The 16,382-nt window shown below is 36.7% G+C and carries 14 protein-coding genes and 1 other annotated feature; of the genes, 9 read left to right on the top strand and 5 right to left on the bottom strand.

The genetic code is table 11. The features are described from left to right. Position 1: 1 nt before the first annotated feature. Genes argJ through SNE38_RS13105 form a run of 3 tightly spaced genes read left to right on the top strand, consistent with a single transcriptional unit; the run spans position 2 to position 3,115 of the window. Positions 2 to 1,225 (top strand): bifunctional ornithine acetyltransferase/N-acetylglutamate synthase, encoded by a 1,224-nt coding sequence (gene argJ, locus SNE38_RS13095; RefSeq protein WP_191705487.1) that lies wholly within the window; start codon positions 2 to 4, stop codon positions 1,223 to 1,225. After that, the gene (gene argB / locus SNE38_RS13100; protein WP_336046652.1) at positions 1,188 to 1,964 is read left to right on the top strand and encodes an acetylglutamate kinase; all 777 of its coding nucleotides are present in this window, start codon (positions 1,188 to 1,190) and stop codon (positions 1,962 to 1,964) included. The genes argJ and argB overlap by 38 nt, the downstream gene beginning before the upstream one ends. Further along, complete coding sequence (locus SNE38_RS13105) at positions 1,961 to 3,115, top strand: acetylornithine transaminase (RefSeq protein WP_336046653.1); 1,155 nt, start codon at positions 1,961 to 1,963, stop codon at positions 3,113 to 3,115. Before argB ends, SNE38_RS13105 begins: the two co-directional genes overlap by 4 nt. Before the next feature lie 55 nt (positions 3,116 to 3,170). On the opposite strand, the gene SNE38_RS13110 is transcribed toward SNE38_RS13105, so the two are convergent. After that, positions 3,171 to 6,014 carry a transglycosylase domain-containing protein gene (locus SNE38_RS13110; protein ID WP_191705484.1) on the bottom strand — a complete coding sequence of 948 codons (2,844 nt, stop codon included), beginning with the start codon at positions 6,012 to 6,014 and terminating at the stop codon, positions 3,171 to 3,173. 102 nt (positions 6,015 to 6,116) lie between these two features. Next, positions 6,117 to 6,324 (top strand) — a binding site (T-box leader). 74 nt (positions 6,325 to 6,398) lie between these two features. On the opposite strand from SNE38_RS13110, the gene tyrS reads away from it, so the two are divergent. From tyrS to SNE38_RS13130, 4 genes are all read left to right on the top strand, one after another. After that, the gene (tyrS, locus tag SNE38_RS13115; protein ID WP_191705483.1) at positions 6,399 to 7,670 is read left to right on the top strand and encodes a tyrosine--tRNA ligase; all 1,272 of its coding nucleotides are present in this window, start codon (positions 6,399 to 6,401) and stop codon (positions 7,668 to 7,670) included. A 102-nt stretch (positions 7,671 to 7,772) separates the two neighbouring features. Next, positions 7,773 to 8,945, top strand: a complete 1,173-nt coding sequence (locus tag SNE38_RS13120; protein WP_191705482.1) for a PstS family phosphate ABC transporter substrate-binding protein — start codon at positions 7,773 to 7,775, stop codon at positions 8,943 to 8,945. 103 nt (positions 8,946 to 9,048) lie between these two features. Further along, on the top strand, positions 9,049 to 9,666 hold the full coding sequence (locus tag SNE38_RS13125; protein WP_191705481.1) for a YIP1 family protein: 618 nt from the start codon (positions 9,049 to 9,051) through the stop codon (positions 9,664 to 9,666). A gap of 145 nt (positions 9,667 to 9,811) precedes the next feature. Beyond that, positions 9,812 to 11,142, top strand: a protein-coding gene (locus tag SNE38_RS13130) for an IS3 family transposase (RefSeq protein WP_191705564.1) whose coding sequence is annotated in 2 segments (ribosomal slippage) — positions 9,812 to 10,190 and positions 10,190 to 11,142 — 1,332 coding nt in all. Because the reading frame shifts where the segments join, the coding sequence is not laid out codon by codon here. A gap of 91 nt (positions 11,143 to 11,233) precedes the next feature. Here SNE38_RS13130 and SNE38_RS13135 read toward each other — a convergent pair. Next, complete coding sequence (locus SNE38_RS13135) at positions 11,234 to 11,392, bottom strand: uroporphyrinogen-III decarboxylase (RefSeq protein ID WP_191702916.1); 159 nt, start codon at positions 11,390 to 11,392, stop codon at positions 11,234 to 11,236. 252 nt (positions 11,393 to 11,644) lie between these two features. On the opposite strand from SNE38_RS13135, the gene SNE38_RS13140 reads away from it, so the two are divergent. Then, positions 11,645 to 11,851 carry a hypothetical protein gene (locus SNE38_RS13140; protein WP_191702915.1) on the top strand — a complete coding sequence of 69 codons (207 nt, stop codon included), beginning with the start codon at positions 11,645 to 11,647 and terminating at the stop codon, positions 11,849 to 11,851. Positions 11,852 to 12,008: 157 nt separating this feature from the next. Here the strand turns inward: SNE38_RS13140 and rpsD are convergent, their stop codons facing one another. Beyond that, positions 12,009 to 12,611, bottom strand: coding sequence for a 30S ribosomal protein S4 (gene rpsD / locus SNE38_RS13145; RefSeq protein ID WP_191702914.1), 603 nt, complete (start codon positions 12,609 to 12,611; stop codon positions 12,009 to 12,011). A gap of 547 nt (positions 12,612 to 13,158) precedes the next feature. On the opposite strand from rpsD, the gene SNE38_RS13150 reads away from it, so the two are divergent. Continuing rightward, positions 13,159 to 15,012, top strand: coding sequence for a sensor domain-containing diguanylate cyclase (locus tag SNE38_RS13150; RefSeq protein WP_225223673.1), 1,854 nt, complete (start codon positions 13,159 to 13,161; stop codon positions 15,010 to 15,012). Between the two features lie 38 nt (positions 15,013 to 15,050). Here the strand turns inward: SNE38_RS13150 and SNE38_RS13155 are convergent, their stop codons facing one another. After that, on the bottom strand, positions 15,051 to 15,533 hold the full coding sequence (locus SNE38_RS13155) for a GAF domain-containing protein (protein ID WP_191702912.1): 483 nt from the start codon (positions 15,531 to 15,533) through the stop codon (positions 15,051 to 15,053). A gap of 12 nt (positions 15,534 to 15,545) precedes the next feature. Then, positions 15,546 to 16,349, bottom strand: a complete 804-nt coding sequence (gene hisJ, locus SNE38_RS13160; RefSeq protein ID WP_191702911.1) for a histidinol-phosphatase HisJ — start codon at positions 16,347 to 16,349, stop codon at positions 15,546 to 15,548. Positions 16,350 to 16,382: the final 33 nt, after the last annotated feature.

Raw genomic sequence — 16,382 nt, forward strand, 5'->3', positions numbered from 1 at the left:
AATGGCTTCAACAATTGAAATGAAAAAACTATCCAGCAAAAATATCGTATCACCAAAAGGCTTTACTGCAGCAGGCGTTCATTGCGGTATTAAACATAAGAAAAAAGATTTAGCGATATTAGTCAGTGATGTACCAGCAAGTGTAGCGGGAGTATTTACAACAAATGCTGTTCAAGCAGCGCCCCTTAAAGTAACAAAGGAAGTTGTATATGAAACGAAAAAAATGCAGGCGATGATTGTGAATTCAGGAAATGCTAATGCATGCACAGGTAAACAAGGGCTAGCGGATGCTTATGAAATGCAAAGACTTGCTGCTCTAAAGCTAGGCATTTCAGAAAATTTAGTTGGGGTAGCATCAACAGGTGTTATAGGTGAAATTATGAAAATGGAGCCCATTCAAACAGGGATGGAAAAGTTGATTCCGGATTCCAAACTTGAAAATGGAATTGATTTTTCACAAGCTATTTTAACAACAGATACGGTAATGAAAAATACGACTTACTCTACAATCATAGATGGCAAAGAAGTAATAGTATCCGGAACGGCAAAAGGCTCTGGCATGATTGAACCGAATATGGCGACAATGCTAGGCTTTATTACGACAGATGCAAATATTGAATCGGATGAATTACAAAAAGCGTTATCTAATGTAACGGATTGTACATTCAACTCAATTACAGTAGATGGAGATACATCAACTAATGATACGGTCGTAGTAATGGCAAATGGTTTAGCGGGTAATGAACCATTATCACCTGCACATCCGGATTGGGAGAATTTTTATACAGCATTACGCTTAGTATCAGAAGACTTAGCAAAATCAATCGCTCGTGATGGAGAAGGCGCAACAAAATTAATTGAAGTTGAGGTCGATGGTGCCATTTCGGACGAAGAGGCACGAAAAATCGCAAAAACAGTTGTCGGTTCCCCTCTTGTAAAGACAGCAGTTTTCGGATGTGATGCAAACTGGGGTCGTATTATCGCAGCAGTTGGCTATTCAGGAGCTGTAGTAGATCCTGATAAAATTACGATTAAAATTGGCGGAGCGACAATGGTTGAAAACGGTGAACCAATCAAGTTCTCAGAAGAAGTACTGATTGAAATTCTGAAACAGCATGAAGTAAAAATCTATGTATCTTTAGAAGTTGGAGAGGGGCACGGATTTGCATGGGGGTGTGATTTAACTTATGACTACGTTCAAATCAACGCATCATACCGTTCGTAAAATGGTCATAAAGCTTGGTGGCAGTACATTAGAAGGTCTTAACGAGGCCTTCTTTCGTAATTTCAAAGCCCTTCAAGAACAGGGGATTCAACTCATAATTACCCATGGCGGGGGACCAGCAATCAATCGAGAATTAGCAGCTGCTAATATCAAGTCCCAAGTTGTAAATGGCTTACGGGTAACGAACGAAGAAATGATTGGAATTGTCCAGTCCACATTGATCGGCAAAGTTAATCCTGCATTAGTACATGAGCTCAATGCTGCAGGGATTAACTCTGTAGGTTTAAATGGTTTTGATCAAACCCTACTAGAAAGTGAATTTTTAGATTATGAAACTTATAAATATGTAGGTAAGGTAAAAAATGTTAATGTTAAATTATTAAATACATTAACTGAAAGTGGTATTGTCCCTGTAATTGCATGCATTGGCGCAACAAAGGATGGGCATGCACTTAATATTAATGGAGATACAGTGGCAAGTGAAATTGCATTGGCAGTCGGTGCAGACCGTTTACTCCTCGTTACAGATGTTGCAGGTATTCGTATTAAAGATAAATTTCAAACAGAGGCCACACCAAATTTAATTAAGCAGTGGATTGACGAAGGGGATATATACGGCGGTATGATACCGAAAGTGCAGGGGGCTTTAAATTGTTTGCAATCGGGAATACCATCTGTTCAAATTGTCAATGAAACATTAACGGGTACAACTATTTTAAGTGAGGAGCTAGTAAAATGAGTGCATTATTTCAAAATTACGCAAGAAGACCTTTCGCTATTGTCGAAGGGAAAGGAACTGAAGTATTCGATACAACAGGAAAACGCTATTTAGATTTTACGAGTGGAATAGCTGTCTGTAGCTTAGGTCATGCCAATCCTGCAATTGTAGAGGCAATTCAGCAGCAGAGTAAGAAGCTATGGCATATTAGTAACTTATTTGAGAGCCCAGGGCAAGAGCAGCTGGCGGCAGCGTTAGTGAAAGATTTACATCTATCCTACGCTTTTTTCTGTAATAGTGGAGCAGAGGCAAATGAGGCTGCGATTAAATTGGCTAGAAAGCATACAGGGAAGCATAAAATAATCGTTTTTGAACAAAGCTTCCATGGACGTACATTCGGTGCAATGAGTGCGACAGGTCAAGATAAAGTACGTAACGGCTTCGGACCATTAGTGAGTGAATTTATCACATTACCGTTCAATGATGCAACTGCATTAAAAGCGGCAGCAGACTCTGAAACAGCAGCTATTATGCTGGAAATGATTCAGGGTGAAGGTGGGGTAAATGCCGTATCTGACGAATTTGCGCAAGCTATTCACGATATTCAGCAAACAACGGATATTTTAGTAATTGCAGATGAAGTACAAACTGGAATTGGACGTACCGGTACACGTTTTGCGTTTGAACAGACTGTAATAAAGCCTAATATTGTATCAATGGCGAAAGGTCTAGGAGGCGGTTTTCCAATTGGAGGTATTCTCGGTACAGAGGAACTATTTAATACGTTTAATGCAGGAACACACGGCACGACATTCGGTGGGAACCCATTAGCGGTGTCAGTAGCACAAACAGTTATTGATCATATATTTAATGATGAATTTTTACAATCAGTAAAACAAAAATCTGAATACTTTATAAATAAACTAAAAGAAGCGTTCCCAGACAAAAACTATACTGTTCAAGGTAAGGGTTTAATGCTTGGTTTAGGGCTAGGTGGAGAAGATGTAGCGCCTTATGTAGCAGCTCTAGATGAAGCGGGGCTGTTAACTGTAGCAGCAGGTCCGAAAGTAATACGATTATTGCCTCCGTTAACTGTAAGTGAGCAAGAAATCGATGAAGCTATAAACATACTAAAAGGTGTATTACAAGCAGACAAAATAACATCTCCATAAATAATTTAAAAACCTCCTCAACTATATGATAGTTGGGGAGGTTTTGTTTTACAGATTAATCAATAGTTGTTTCTGGATCGATTTCTATATCGTCTAAATCTTCTTCTATAATCTCTCCTGGAACAGTATTCTCTTCATCTTCAATTGGTGGAATAGTATAAACTTCCCCAACTTCATTCGAATAACCAGATTCCAGACCTGTAATATCAACAGCTACAACAACATACCTAACGCCTTCTGACACAGACATTTGGAATCCTTCGTAAGATTTTAATGATCTTACAAGTGATGTGCCTTCATCAGTAATACTGTAGACACGGTAACCAACCACATCATTTGATGCAGAAGCCGTCCATGACAATGAACCATTTGCCAAAGTCGCAAATACAGCTTCAGGTGGAGCACCATCCGCTTCGAACGGGGCACCTGATACAACACCATTACCAGTACTGAATGGCAATAACTTTGATGCATCCCCGCCGAGTCTACCTAGCATACGGTTAATAAAGGCTTGATTCAATCCGTATCCACTCGTTTGGACGAATTCAGTAGGTGTGTTTGGTAGTGCCGCATAAGTACTGCCGTTAATTACAACAGAAGTGGATGAAACGAAACTATCATCTGGCTGTGTAGGTAAAAATACATTTTTGTTAAATAAATCGGAGACAACTAAACCAGCATTCGAACAAGATGTGGAAGCAGCTAGTCCGGATATTCCACAAAACGACTGCGTAACAACACCTTCTGGCTTTTTGAATGTTTCCTTTGTACCAATTAATTCTGGATCGATATCATAAAGAGTATTTAAATAACTTGCCCATAATCGGTTCACACGATTACTAGGGTGCTGATAACGATTATTAAACGCATAAAGAGTACGCGGCTGATCATAACCTAACCATACACCGATTGAGATATTCGGATTATAGCCTACTAGCCAAACGTCTTTATGGTCTTGAGTCGTACCTGATTTTGCAGCAAAGTCAGAAGAGAACTTTAACTGACTTTTCGCTAAAGTTGCAGTACCGCCTTGTTGAAGTACACCACGTAACATATCAGTCATCATATAGGCAGTTTCTGGACTAAATACCTCCACCGGCTCTACTTTATGTTCAAAAATAACATTGCCATCTAAATCCTCGATACGCTCAATCATATAGGCATCAATGAATTTCCCTTCATTTGCAAATGTAGTATACGCATTGGTATTCTCTTCGACCGTTGCACCATGAGTAATACCACCAATGGCTGTAGATAAATGGACGTAATCGCCTTCTGTTAACTTGGAGAAGCCCATTTTGTCTAAATACGTTGCAGGACGGCGATCTAAAATAGAGTCATACAAACGTAATAAGGCTAAGTTTTGGGAAGAGGCAACAGCCTGACGTGCCGGAATAATACCCAATTCCTGTGTAGGAATATAGTTTACAGGTTCGTAATCATCATAATCACGTTTAAATTTAACATCCACTACCGGACTACCTGCCCCGATTACACCATATTCCAGTGCCGGTGCATAAGCAAGTAATGGTTTCATAGTTGATCCGTTTGATCGATATGCTTGTGTAGCGTGATTTAATTGTTCCAATTGATGGTCACGTCCACCAACGAAACTTAAAATACGACCTGTTTTATTATCGATAATGATGCTTCCTGTTTGTACAGGCACATTCACTTCGATTTCTTCACCTGTTTCCGGATCTTTTTCTTTTTTCTTATATGTCTGACCATACAGGGTAAATTCTTCTGTTACATTCCGCATAGCATCATACATATCTTTATTGATGGTCGAATAAATACGATATCCTCCTGAACGAATAGTACGGTCTGCCAATATGGAGTATTTTTCATTTAAGTTCTTTTCTTCTTTTAAACGGTCTGGATCAATTCCGTCTTTTTCAGCAAGTATTTTTGCAAAAATTTCTTTTGCGCGCATTTCAAGCTCAGCTGTTAGCCAAGGATATTTGTCCTCTGGTCGTTCTTCATAGCCTTTCAAATCTTTCGTAATATCATAGGCTATTGCTTCGTTGTATTCTTTTTCAGAAATATAGCCAACTTCCTGCATACGGTATAATACTGTTTTCATACGGTCGATACCTGGTTTTATGCCTTCAGCGCTCTTTTGCTCACCCTTATTTGTGAATGGTGTGTATTTAAAAGGAGCTTGTGGAATACCGGCTATATAAGCAGCCTGTGGTAAGTTTAATTTAGATGCTGAAATACCGAATATACCTTGGGCTGCTGTTTCGATGCCAGCAATATTACGACCAGAAGAATTACGGCCATAAGGGATAATATTAAGGTATGCTTCCAAAATTTCTTCTTTGCTCATAAACTTCTCAAGCCGGAAAGCGAGTAATATTTCTTTTGCTTTACGCTCATACGAAACTTCATTTGTAAGTATTTGGTTTTTTATTAACTGCTGTGTTAAAGTAGAGCCACCAGTTTGTGTAGAAGAGTTGGATACATCCTGCAGTAACCCACGTAAAACTGCTTTTGGCACAATTCCTTCATGCTCTCGGAAATATTCATCTTCCGTAGCAAGGACAGCATTTATAACTGTTGGAGATATATTAGCAAGCGATGTTTCACGTCGGTCTAAGTCTGTTCGAATTTTTCCTATGTAAATATCGTTTGCAAAGTAAAGTTCACTTGTTTCTTCATAGCTGAATATTTGCTCGCGCATCTCTTCTTTTGATCGCAAAGGTTCATCCTTAGTTAATGATGCGAAGTAACCTGCACCTACACCCCCAACGAATAACAGTGTAGTAGCGACAAAAATTACCGCTAATAAAGTTAAATTCCAAAATACACCACCAGTAATTCGTACGTAGCGCATCTGTTTTGAAGAAGCAAGGGATTCGATTTTTTTATTAAATTTTTCAAGCCATTCTTTCACAACATCGCCCTCCTAAAATCTTGTTTATTATAGCATATTTGTTATGTAAACAAATATATTTATTGACAACAACTATTTTCTAGGTAGAATAGAAAATATAAATTTCTGGCAAAGAAGAGTTTGCAGTAATAAATGTGTTCCCTGATTAGAGAGCTGGCGGTTGGTGAAAGCCAGAGAAAACGCATTTATGAATTACGTACTTGGAGCTGGAACGGGTCGTCACGTTATAGACGCTTAAAGTGGAAGAAAAGTTTTTGTTTTCTTCAAGCTGGGTGGTACCGCGTTAAATGAAAAATTTGACGTCCCTGCATGCATTTGCGTGTAGGGACGTTTTTTGTTTCCTTACATAGCGAATAACAACACATGTAAAAGGAGAGAAACAACATGACAAACGATTTACTGCAAGATTTAGAATGGCGTGGCTTGTTATACCAACAAACAGATGCAGAAGGTATGGAAAAACTTTTAAACGAGGAAAAAGTTTCGTTATATGTGGGTGTAGACCCAACAGCAGATTCCATGCACATCGGTCATATCGTACCACTACTTACATTACGCCGTTTCCAAAAAGCGGGTCATACACCGATTTTATTAGTTGGGGGAGCTACAGGTACTGTTGGAGATCCGTCAGGACGTTCTGAAGAGCGCCAACTACAGACGATGGAGCAAATCGACAAAAACGTTCAAGGTCTAAAAAAACAAATGGAGCGTTTATTCGATTTCTCATCAGATGCAGCAAACGGTGCTGTATTAGTAAATAATAATGATTGGGTTGGCCCAATGTCATTAATCGATTTTTTACGTGATTACGGGAAATTAATTAATGTAAACTACATTTTAAATAAAGACACAGTAGCATCACGCTTAGATTCAGGTATTTCATTTACTGAATTTGCTTACACATTAATTCAAGGAATCGACTTCAACCATTTATACGATCACCATAATGTTCGTATTCAAGTAGGTGGCTCGGATCAATGGGGCAATATTACGACTGGTTTAGAAATGATTCGTAAAACACACGACGAAAATGCAAAAGCATTCGGAATTACAATCCCACTTGTAACAAAAGCAGACGGTACAAAATTCGGTAAAACAGCAGGTGGCGCAGTATGGCTGGATGCTGAGAAAACATCACCATATGAGTTCTACCAGTTCTGGATCAACACTGCAGATGCAGACGTTGTAAAATACCTTAAAATCTTTACTTTCTTAACACGTGATGAAATTGAAGCATTGGCTGTAAGTGTGGAAGAAGAGCCGCATTTACGTAAAGCACAAAAAGCTTTAGCTGAAGAGATGACACGCCTTATCCACGGTAAAGCTGGTCTAGAAGCAGCGGAGCGTATTACAAAAGCATTATTCTCAGGGGATTTAAAAGCACTATCAGTAGATGAAATGAAAGTGGCATTTGCTGGCGTTCCATCTGTAGAGGTAGCAAAAGAAGACAAAAACATTGTTGAATTAATTGTGGAAGCCGGCATTTCATCGTCAAAACGCCAAGCACGTGAAGATGTAACTAACGGTGCGATCAGCGTAAACGGAGAAAAGGTTACAGAGTTAGAATATGTGATTGATGGAAAAGACCGATTAGAAGATGCATTCGCGATTATCCGTCGAGGAAAGAAAAAATATCACATGGTGAAATTTGTTTAACTAAATGGTTTTGAAACGTCTTGGAAATAAGTTTTCCAAGGCGTTTTTTAAAAGGGATTTTAGGAATTATAAAGAACGTAATAATGAGAAGGGAGAGATGATATGAAGAAAAAATCGTATTGGGGACAAATTGGAATGTCCATTTTTGTACTGCTAGGAGCAAGCTTTTTCACGTTTGTTATTGTTTTCACGTTTCTACTGGCGGGCAACATTCATTACATACCGCTAATAATTGCAGTAGCTTCAATTTTATATATAGGTTTTGTCCTTCAAATTTTTGATGTATTTTACCAAAAGAAAAAACGTGTGAAAGTGTATTGGGGACTAGCAGCAATTATTATCGCCATTACATGTATTCAACCAATCTATAAGTGGTTGGATAGCAGGGTGCCAACTGTTGATGCTGAGGTTAATATTTATCAGTATGAACCGTTCGTAGAAGGCAATCAATTAGTGGAGCTGGAACAAACTGCGTCCCTGAAATTAGAGGAACCTTTACCGATCATAGATGGTGCGACGGCATTGTATCCACTTTATGCGGCAATCGCTCAAGAAGTATACCCTGAAAAAAATTATAATCCATATAAGAGTGAGGTAATGGTCAACCAAACACATGAAGCCTATACGAATCTAATTTTAGGAAGGGCGGATATGATTTTTGCGGCGGGACCATCTGAAAATCAAAAAAAGCGAGCGGAAGATAAGGGTTTTGAATTGGTATTAACCCCTATTGGAAAAGAAGCATTCGTATTTTTTGTAAATAGTAAAAATGATATTAACGGTTTATCGTTGGAACAAATTAAAGGAATATATTCCGGTGAAATTACAAATTGGTCTGAAGTTGGTGGAGGAAATGATGAAATCCGTGCCTTCCAAAGACCGCAGGATAGCGGGTCCCAAACTGCTTTACAACGTTTAATGGGGGATACGCCTTTAATGGAAGCCCCAACTGAAGATATTGCAACTGGTATGGGCGGAATAATTAATGAGGTATCCCAATATAAAAATTATAAAAATGCAATTGGTTATACATTCCGCTATTACTCAAATGAAATGGTGCGGAATAAAGAAATAAAACTATTGGAAGTTAATGGGGTGGCTCCTACAAAAGAAACAATTCGTTCCAATGCCTATCCAATTGCTTCGGAATTTTATATTGTGACGGCCGGTGAGCCAACTGGCAATGTAAAAATATTAATTGATTGGATATTGTCAGAAGAAGGTCAATCTTTAATAGAAAAAGCGGGGTATGTTTCCTTAATTTCAGAAGAATAACGGTTGAAAAATAAGAGAATCATATTTAAGTACAATAATTTTGAATCGCCCACAGTATGCCAGTATAATAGAGTATAGACATATTTTTTAGGGGGATTTTGTTTTGAATGAGCAGTTGGCACATGCAGTCGATGATCGACATGCGGTATTAAGTATTGCTACCAAACCTCGTGATACCATTCGTTATGTTCTAACACATAAAAAGTTATCTTATTTCATTATCGTAGGTATTATCGGTATGTTTGCAAGCAATTTAATTAGCTTTATCGGTTCGGATTTTACAGGGGCATATACTTTAGGTGATATCGTTTATTCGACATTATTATCAAGTTTATTGCTATACTTTCTTTCTACAGCATTATCAGCGGGTGTTTTAACACTATCAGCAAAAGCATTCGGCGGGGTAGGTAAGTTTAAAGAAATGTTCCGCATGATTAGTGTAACGATGATTCCTTATATTTGGATATTACCGATAATATTGTTTTGGATGCAATTTGCGCCGCAATCTTTTTTTAATATTACTTATATTGAAACATCATTAAGTGATTTAATCCTGCAGTTTGTATGTGGTACGTTTATAATTATCGCCAGTTTATGGACATATGTAATTACAGTAGTTGGTATTTCAGAAGTGCACCGTATCTCAACATGGAAAGCATTTTTCGCTTCCTTTATCGTGATAATAATATTAATGGTAAGTGCTGGTTATTTCTTGTTTTAAATAAAAAGACATTCACATTGTAGCATGAACTGAACCCCGAATAGTGGACACTTTAAAAAAAGTGGACCTATTCGGGGTTTTTCTATTTTCTTCACCGAAAAATCCCGTTATACTGACCATACAATTTAAGAACGGGAGAATCATCATGAGTAAAATAATTTTTAATGAACATCAACGCAGACAAATTGAAGTGAATCCAAATGTTGCATCAGTTTCAGATCGAGCGATTCAATATACAGCAGAATTTAAACTAAAAGCTATTCAAGAAAATCAATCAGGTAAGGGCCCAGCTCAAATTTTTAGAGAAGCTGGATTTGATTTAGAAATCATTGGACTAAAAAAAGCTCAAAGCGCAATTAAGCGTTGGAAGAAAACCTATCAAAACCTTGGGGAACAAGGATTTTTAGAGGAACGTCGTGGAAAAGGCAGTACAGGTCGCCCTAGCACTGAAAAACTATCAGCGGACAAAAAGTTAGAGAAAGCTGAAGCGCGTATTCGACTTTTAGAAGCTGAATTAACACTTCTAAAAAAGCTCGACGAAATGGAAAGGCAGGCGAAGAAGAACCGGTTCTAACACCAAGAGAAAAATACCAAGCAATTAACGAAACGATTCGACTGTATCAACTCAAAAACATGACACGCTATTTATGCAAAGTAGCGAATGTCAGTCCAAGTGGTTACTATAAATGGCTTCAAAATGCAGATAAGGATGCACTTCGTGAAGAATCAGATTATCAAGATTACTTATTACTGAAATCGATTTATGATAAAGAGAAAGGAAAGGTTGGCTATCGTGGATTTTATATGGCATTAGTTGATGTATTAGACCAACCCATGAATCATAAAAAGATTCTTCGTTTAATGCGTAAATTTAATTTATACGCGAAAATTCGCCGTGCGAACCCCTATCGCCATTTAGAAAAAGCGACAGCGTCACACCGCCGTATACCGAATCATTTAAATCGCGAGTTTAACCAAGATGAGCCTGGAAAAGTATTCTTGACCGATATTACATACTTACAATATAGAGGTGGTCAAACGGCTTATTTATCTTGCGTAAAAGACGTAGCTACAAGAGAAATCGTTGCCTATGTGCTATCAACAACACTTAAAATGTCAATTGTGTATGAGACACTTGAACAATTAAATATTCATCTAGATGGTAATCTTCATCCAGAAGCAATGATTCATTCAGATCAAGGTTTTCATTATACGCACCCAGGATTTCAACAGCTTGTGAAAGAAATGGACCTGAAACAGTCGATGTCACGCCGAGGAAACTGCCTAGACAATGCGCCAATGGAATCGTTCTTTGGGCATTTTAAAGATGAAGTCGATTATAAGGAAGCTGAAAACTTAGCTGAATTGCATACACTAGTCGTTGATTATATGAATCATTACAACCATACAAGAAAACAATGGACATTAAAAAAGATGACGCCGGCAACATACCGAAGTCATCTAATCGCAGCTTAAGCACAACTACATGTCTTTTTATTATACTGTCTACAAAATAGGGTTCAGTTCAGCATCTTGTGAGTGTCTTTTTATTTTGTATAGCAAAACATTAAGAAGGGTTGATTACATCAGGACTGTTACCATTTTGAATTTGACTGTTTGATCCGGAAATGTCATAAGCAATTAATGTTACGTCCAACTTTTCTTCCAGTTGTTTGATTGCATTGAGTTTTTCATTATTCAGTTCGGCAAATTTTGCATCTTCCAAAAAATCACATCCTTTAATAAATTATAAATTAAGTATGTGAGATATTTTAATGTTTATTCGTTTGCAGAAATGAGATATTGGGGTATACAAATAGTAACGCAAGATAAGTTATATAAAGTAGATTAACCCCACAACAATACAAAATATTTTTCTCTGAAGTTGAATAAGAAAAAGTAAACTTATCAGATTAATAGTTTGTCCTTTGGTTTCTTATTTGCGTGCAATTGTAGGTAGAAGTTGGGAGGTGTAACAATGGATAAATCTTACAATGTTACTATTTTAGTAGATGGTTTAGGTCCTAATTTAGATAAAAAAGTTAAAGATAATATAAAACTTGATTATCAAACATTAGATTTAATAATCAAATCTCAAGGAGTTTGGTTTGATGAGAAAAGCCATTCAGTTTCAAGTGTTCATATAGGTTTAGAAAATGATGCAACTATTTATATTTCTGAATAAAAAAATTTTTCGTCTAGCCACACCTAATACGGTGCTGGCTTTTTATTATGTATTAAAGGAGGTCACCTTATTGCAAAATACAATAAAAAAACCTAGAAAACATTGATTTAACAACGTTTCTAGGCTTTTCCGAACTACTCTTTGCAGAGCAATCAAATTAACGAGAGTAGAACTCTACGATTAATTGTTCGTTGATTTCAGCAGATAATTCAGAGCGCTCTGGCATACGTACGAAAGTACCTACTTTAGAGTCTGCATCGAATGATAAATATTCTGGTACGAAGCTGTTAACTTCCATTGATTCAGATACTACTGAAAGGTTAGCTGATTTCTCACGTAAAGAGATCGTTTGACCTGGTTTTACTGAGTATGATGGGATATCAACGCGTTTACCATCAACTAAAATGTGGCCGTGGTTAACTAATTGACGAGCTGCACGACGAGTGCGAGCTAAACCTAAACGGTATACTAAGTTGTCAAGGCGAGTTTCAAGTAAGATCATGAAGTTTTCACCTTGTACGCCTTGTAATTTACCAGCTTTAAGGTAAGTATTTTTGAATTGACGTTCAGTCATACCATACATATGACGTAATTTTTGTTTTTCAGTTAATTGTAGACCGTACTCTGATTTTTTACCGCGAGAGTTCGGGCCGTGTTGACCTGGTGCGTAAGGACGTTTTGCGATTTCTTTACCTGTGCCGCTTAATGAAATACCAAGACGACGAGATAGTTTCCAAGATGGACCTGTATAACGAGACATAATTGTGTCTCCTCCTTTAAATTTGGTTTTTGTTGTAAAAGAAAAAACCAGTTGTACCCGACATTAAACGGTATTCTATTTTCATGTATCTTCGCCCATGCAGCCGAGAGGGTTACACAATACACCATTCTAACTAAGATAGAAGGAACAAAATACACGATTAAGTTATACAACTACTGCATTCATTTTACACAAAGGCTATTGTATCTTTTTTTTAACAATACGTCAACAAATAGTAATATTACAGTGAAGCAGTAAATTCCAAGTATGAAGTACTAGGAGAATAAAAGAAGTATAAATTAGAGGAAAGAATATCAATTGGAATAAGTAATCTCACAAAAAGAAAGGATTAGGTAATTATACATATAAGGGAAAATGGTTATGAGGCAGAAAATAATCGTTTTTCCAATAAAAACGATACTATTAGAGGTGTTTATTAGAAAAATATTACAAAAATTAATAGTCAATTAGGCATAAAAAGTGTATACTTAAGAATAAGTATTAAGAAACTGACAATGGTAATAGTGAAAGAAAAGGTGATTTAATGATGGAAAATCAACTGAAGATTGATCAATTTAAATCGAATATCCTGAACCTATATATGAATTCAAATATACAACAAAATAAACTTCAGGACTATTTTCTACTATTGGAAGAGAGCCTGAAAGATTTTTTCAATATGGAAGATTGTTTTTTATTCCATTTGATTGATAATAGCCTAAAACCGGTAAACAATATGGATTGTTATAATATCGATTTTAATTTATTATCCCCTTATTTAAAGGGAAATAAAGTTGTAGAATTACCCAAGTTTCTAGAGGAACTTTCGTATTTCAGAAACCATACGAATTTAATGCCACTTATTAGTAACGATAAAATGGATGGAATCATTGTTTTTAAATATAAAAAAACAACTACCCCTTTCGAAATACAATTAACAGATGACATTATAAGCAATATCTCCTCCATTCATAAATTTTTAGTACAAAATCATGAAGTACATTCAAATGAGCAAAAATACCGTAAACTTTATGGAATGACTGACCTTTTTCATTCCACAATGGATATTGATGTAATTTTGCAAAATGTACTCATTACGATTGAAGATAATTTTTCGGATTTAGAAGTAGAACTGATATTATCAAATGATCAGGATCGTCAAACGAAAATCCAGATGAAGCCGTTTGATTACTTATCAGAGCGACCATCAACAATTGAGGCATTTGTGTCTGGAGAGTTGAAAGAAGATATAGCTACTGAAATGGACTGTCGTTTATTAAATGTACCAATTAAAGGTAAGCAAGCAATATACGGCATTTTACAGGTAAAAGCCCCTATTAACTATTCCTTTACCAATTCAGAAAAAGAGTTCATAAAAATGCTTGCCCAGGCATCGGGCAATTCATTGGAAAATGCCAAACTGTATCATCAATCACATCGTTTAATCAGTGATTTGCAGTTAATTAACGAAACTTCACATCGTTTAAATATGAAGCTGACAATTAACGAAATGCTATTATTTTTACAAAAACAATTATTAAAGTCATTCCAACCGATGGAAGTCGGGTTTTTATTTAAAAGGAAAGATTACTATGAAATGACTGAAGTCTGTACCCCTTATTTTAATAAAGAAGAATCTCAAGTATATATTCAATATGTAGAAAAGCACTTTAAAGTAAAGCAGGATCCATTATTTATCGCTGATTTCAGTCGACTTATTGCGGAGGATATTGAATATAAGTCAGTGATGGTTATCCCAATGATTGTTGAAGAAAAGATAATTGGGTTTAGCATTGTATTGCATCAAGAACCGTATTTCTTCTCCTTCGATAGTTTTAAGTTGATGCAATCCCTTATTCATCATTCCTCTTTAGCCATTTCCAACTCTGTTTTAAGAGAGCAATTACAGGAAATGGTGGATCGTGACCATTTAACAAAACTTTATGCGCGTAGTTATTCCGATACGTATGTTGAAAAATCAATTCAAAAAGATGATTCAGGTATGTTTCTACTAATTGATATTGATAATTTTAAAAAGGTCAATGATAGCTTTGGACATCAGATTGGGGATAAAGTGCTCGTTCAAATTGCTGTTCAACTAAAAAAGAAAATTGGTTTGAGAGGAATCTGTTCGCGCTGGGGCGGTGAAGAGCTCGCTATATATATTCCGAATATTCTAGATAATGAGGCATTAAAAGTTTCGAAAGAGCTTGTTGACATGATACCGAAAGTAACGAATCCATCTGTAACAATTTCGGCCGGCATGGTTACATGGTATAAAAGAAATCGACCGGATTTTCAACATATCTTTTTACAGGCGGATACAGCGTTATACAATGCTAAAAGTAACGGGAAAAATCGCGTTTGTGTGTTTGAAAGTTCAATGGAGCTAAAATGTTAAAGGGAGAACCTGGAAAATAATTCAGGGTCTCCCTTTTTTTACTTAATATGTTTTATGAGCACACTGACAAATCGCTCTAATCCTTCTTTATCTTCCGATGTAAAGCGTGCCTCAATCGGGCTATCAATATCTAAAACTCCAAATACCGTTCCATCTGCAGTTAAAGGAATGACGATTTCCGATTTTGATGCTGCATCACAAGCAATGTGTCCAGGGAAAGCATGGACATTATCCACCATAATTGTCTCATTGTTTACAACGGCAGTCCCACAAACACCACGTCCAACAGGGATGCGAACACAAGCGGGTAATCCCTGGAATGGACCAAGCACTAATTCGCCATCCTTCATTAAATAAAAGCCAACCCAATTTATATCTTCTAAAAAGTAATTTAATAAAGCTGACGCATTGCTTAAATTTGCAATGAGGTCGTTTTCCCCGTCCAATAATGCATCAAGATGTTTTGCAAGTTGTTCGTACTGCTCAGTTAGCGTTCCGCTGTAAGTAATATTTGAAAACATTTAAACCTCCGATTAAAAAATAATTTTTTGCTGTAAAACCTCATAATGCTGATGTAAATGCTGTGCAGTATGTGCGTCAGATCCAAAAATAATAGGAATTTTTAATTCTTTTGCGAATTGTACAAATGGTAATGGCGGATAGGGCTCCTTGCAGAATGGTTTACTTAAACCGGCACTATTGAAATCAAGTTCATAATGATGCTGCTTCATTAATATAAGAATTTCCTTAATTTGCAAGGAGTCATCAATTTGTTTTGAATGAGCCAGCTGAAATTTATGAATTAATGTTGGATGACCTATCCGCTTCGGCTTGAATGGACCCAGGTCTGCCAAAATCGATTTTTTAACCGTTTCATAATAGAGTTCATACATAGGGGCGATTCCGCCTACCTTATTAGCAAATTGTAAGTATACTTCGTCGGAAAAGTCAATGCAGACATACTCATCTGCTGTCTGTAAAAAGTGAACTGATAAAATGGCATCATCCAGGAAAGGTCCAAATTCATTTAGAAATTGACGTGTTTGCTGTTCAAAACCGATAATATAATCAACTTCCAAACCGATATTAATAATAATCTTTGATTGATAGTGCTCTTTTAGTGTTTTCAGCTGATGAAGATAGTTTTTCAAATATACTTTATCCATGCCACTGTCCTTATCGGGTGTGGGATCGATAAAGCCATCAGGGAGTGGGGCATGTTCTGTAAAAGATATTTCTTTGAATCCACTTTCAATTGCTTTCTCAATATATTCCTCGAATGAATCTGTGGAGCCATGTGGGCAAAAAGGGGTATGTATATGACCATCGCGCATCATTTTATGCGACCTCCTTCAAAAATATGGGATTTG

The sequence above is a fragment of the Solibacillus ferritrahens genome (assembly GCF_037027585.1).
Taxonomy (GTDB): domain Bacteria; phylum Bacillota; class Bacilli; order Bacillales_A; family Planococcaceae; genus Solibacillus; species Solibacillus ferritrahens.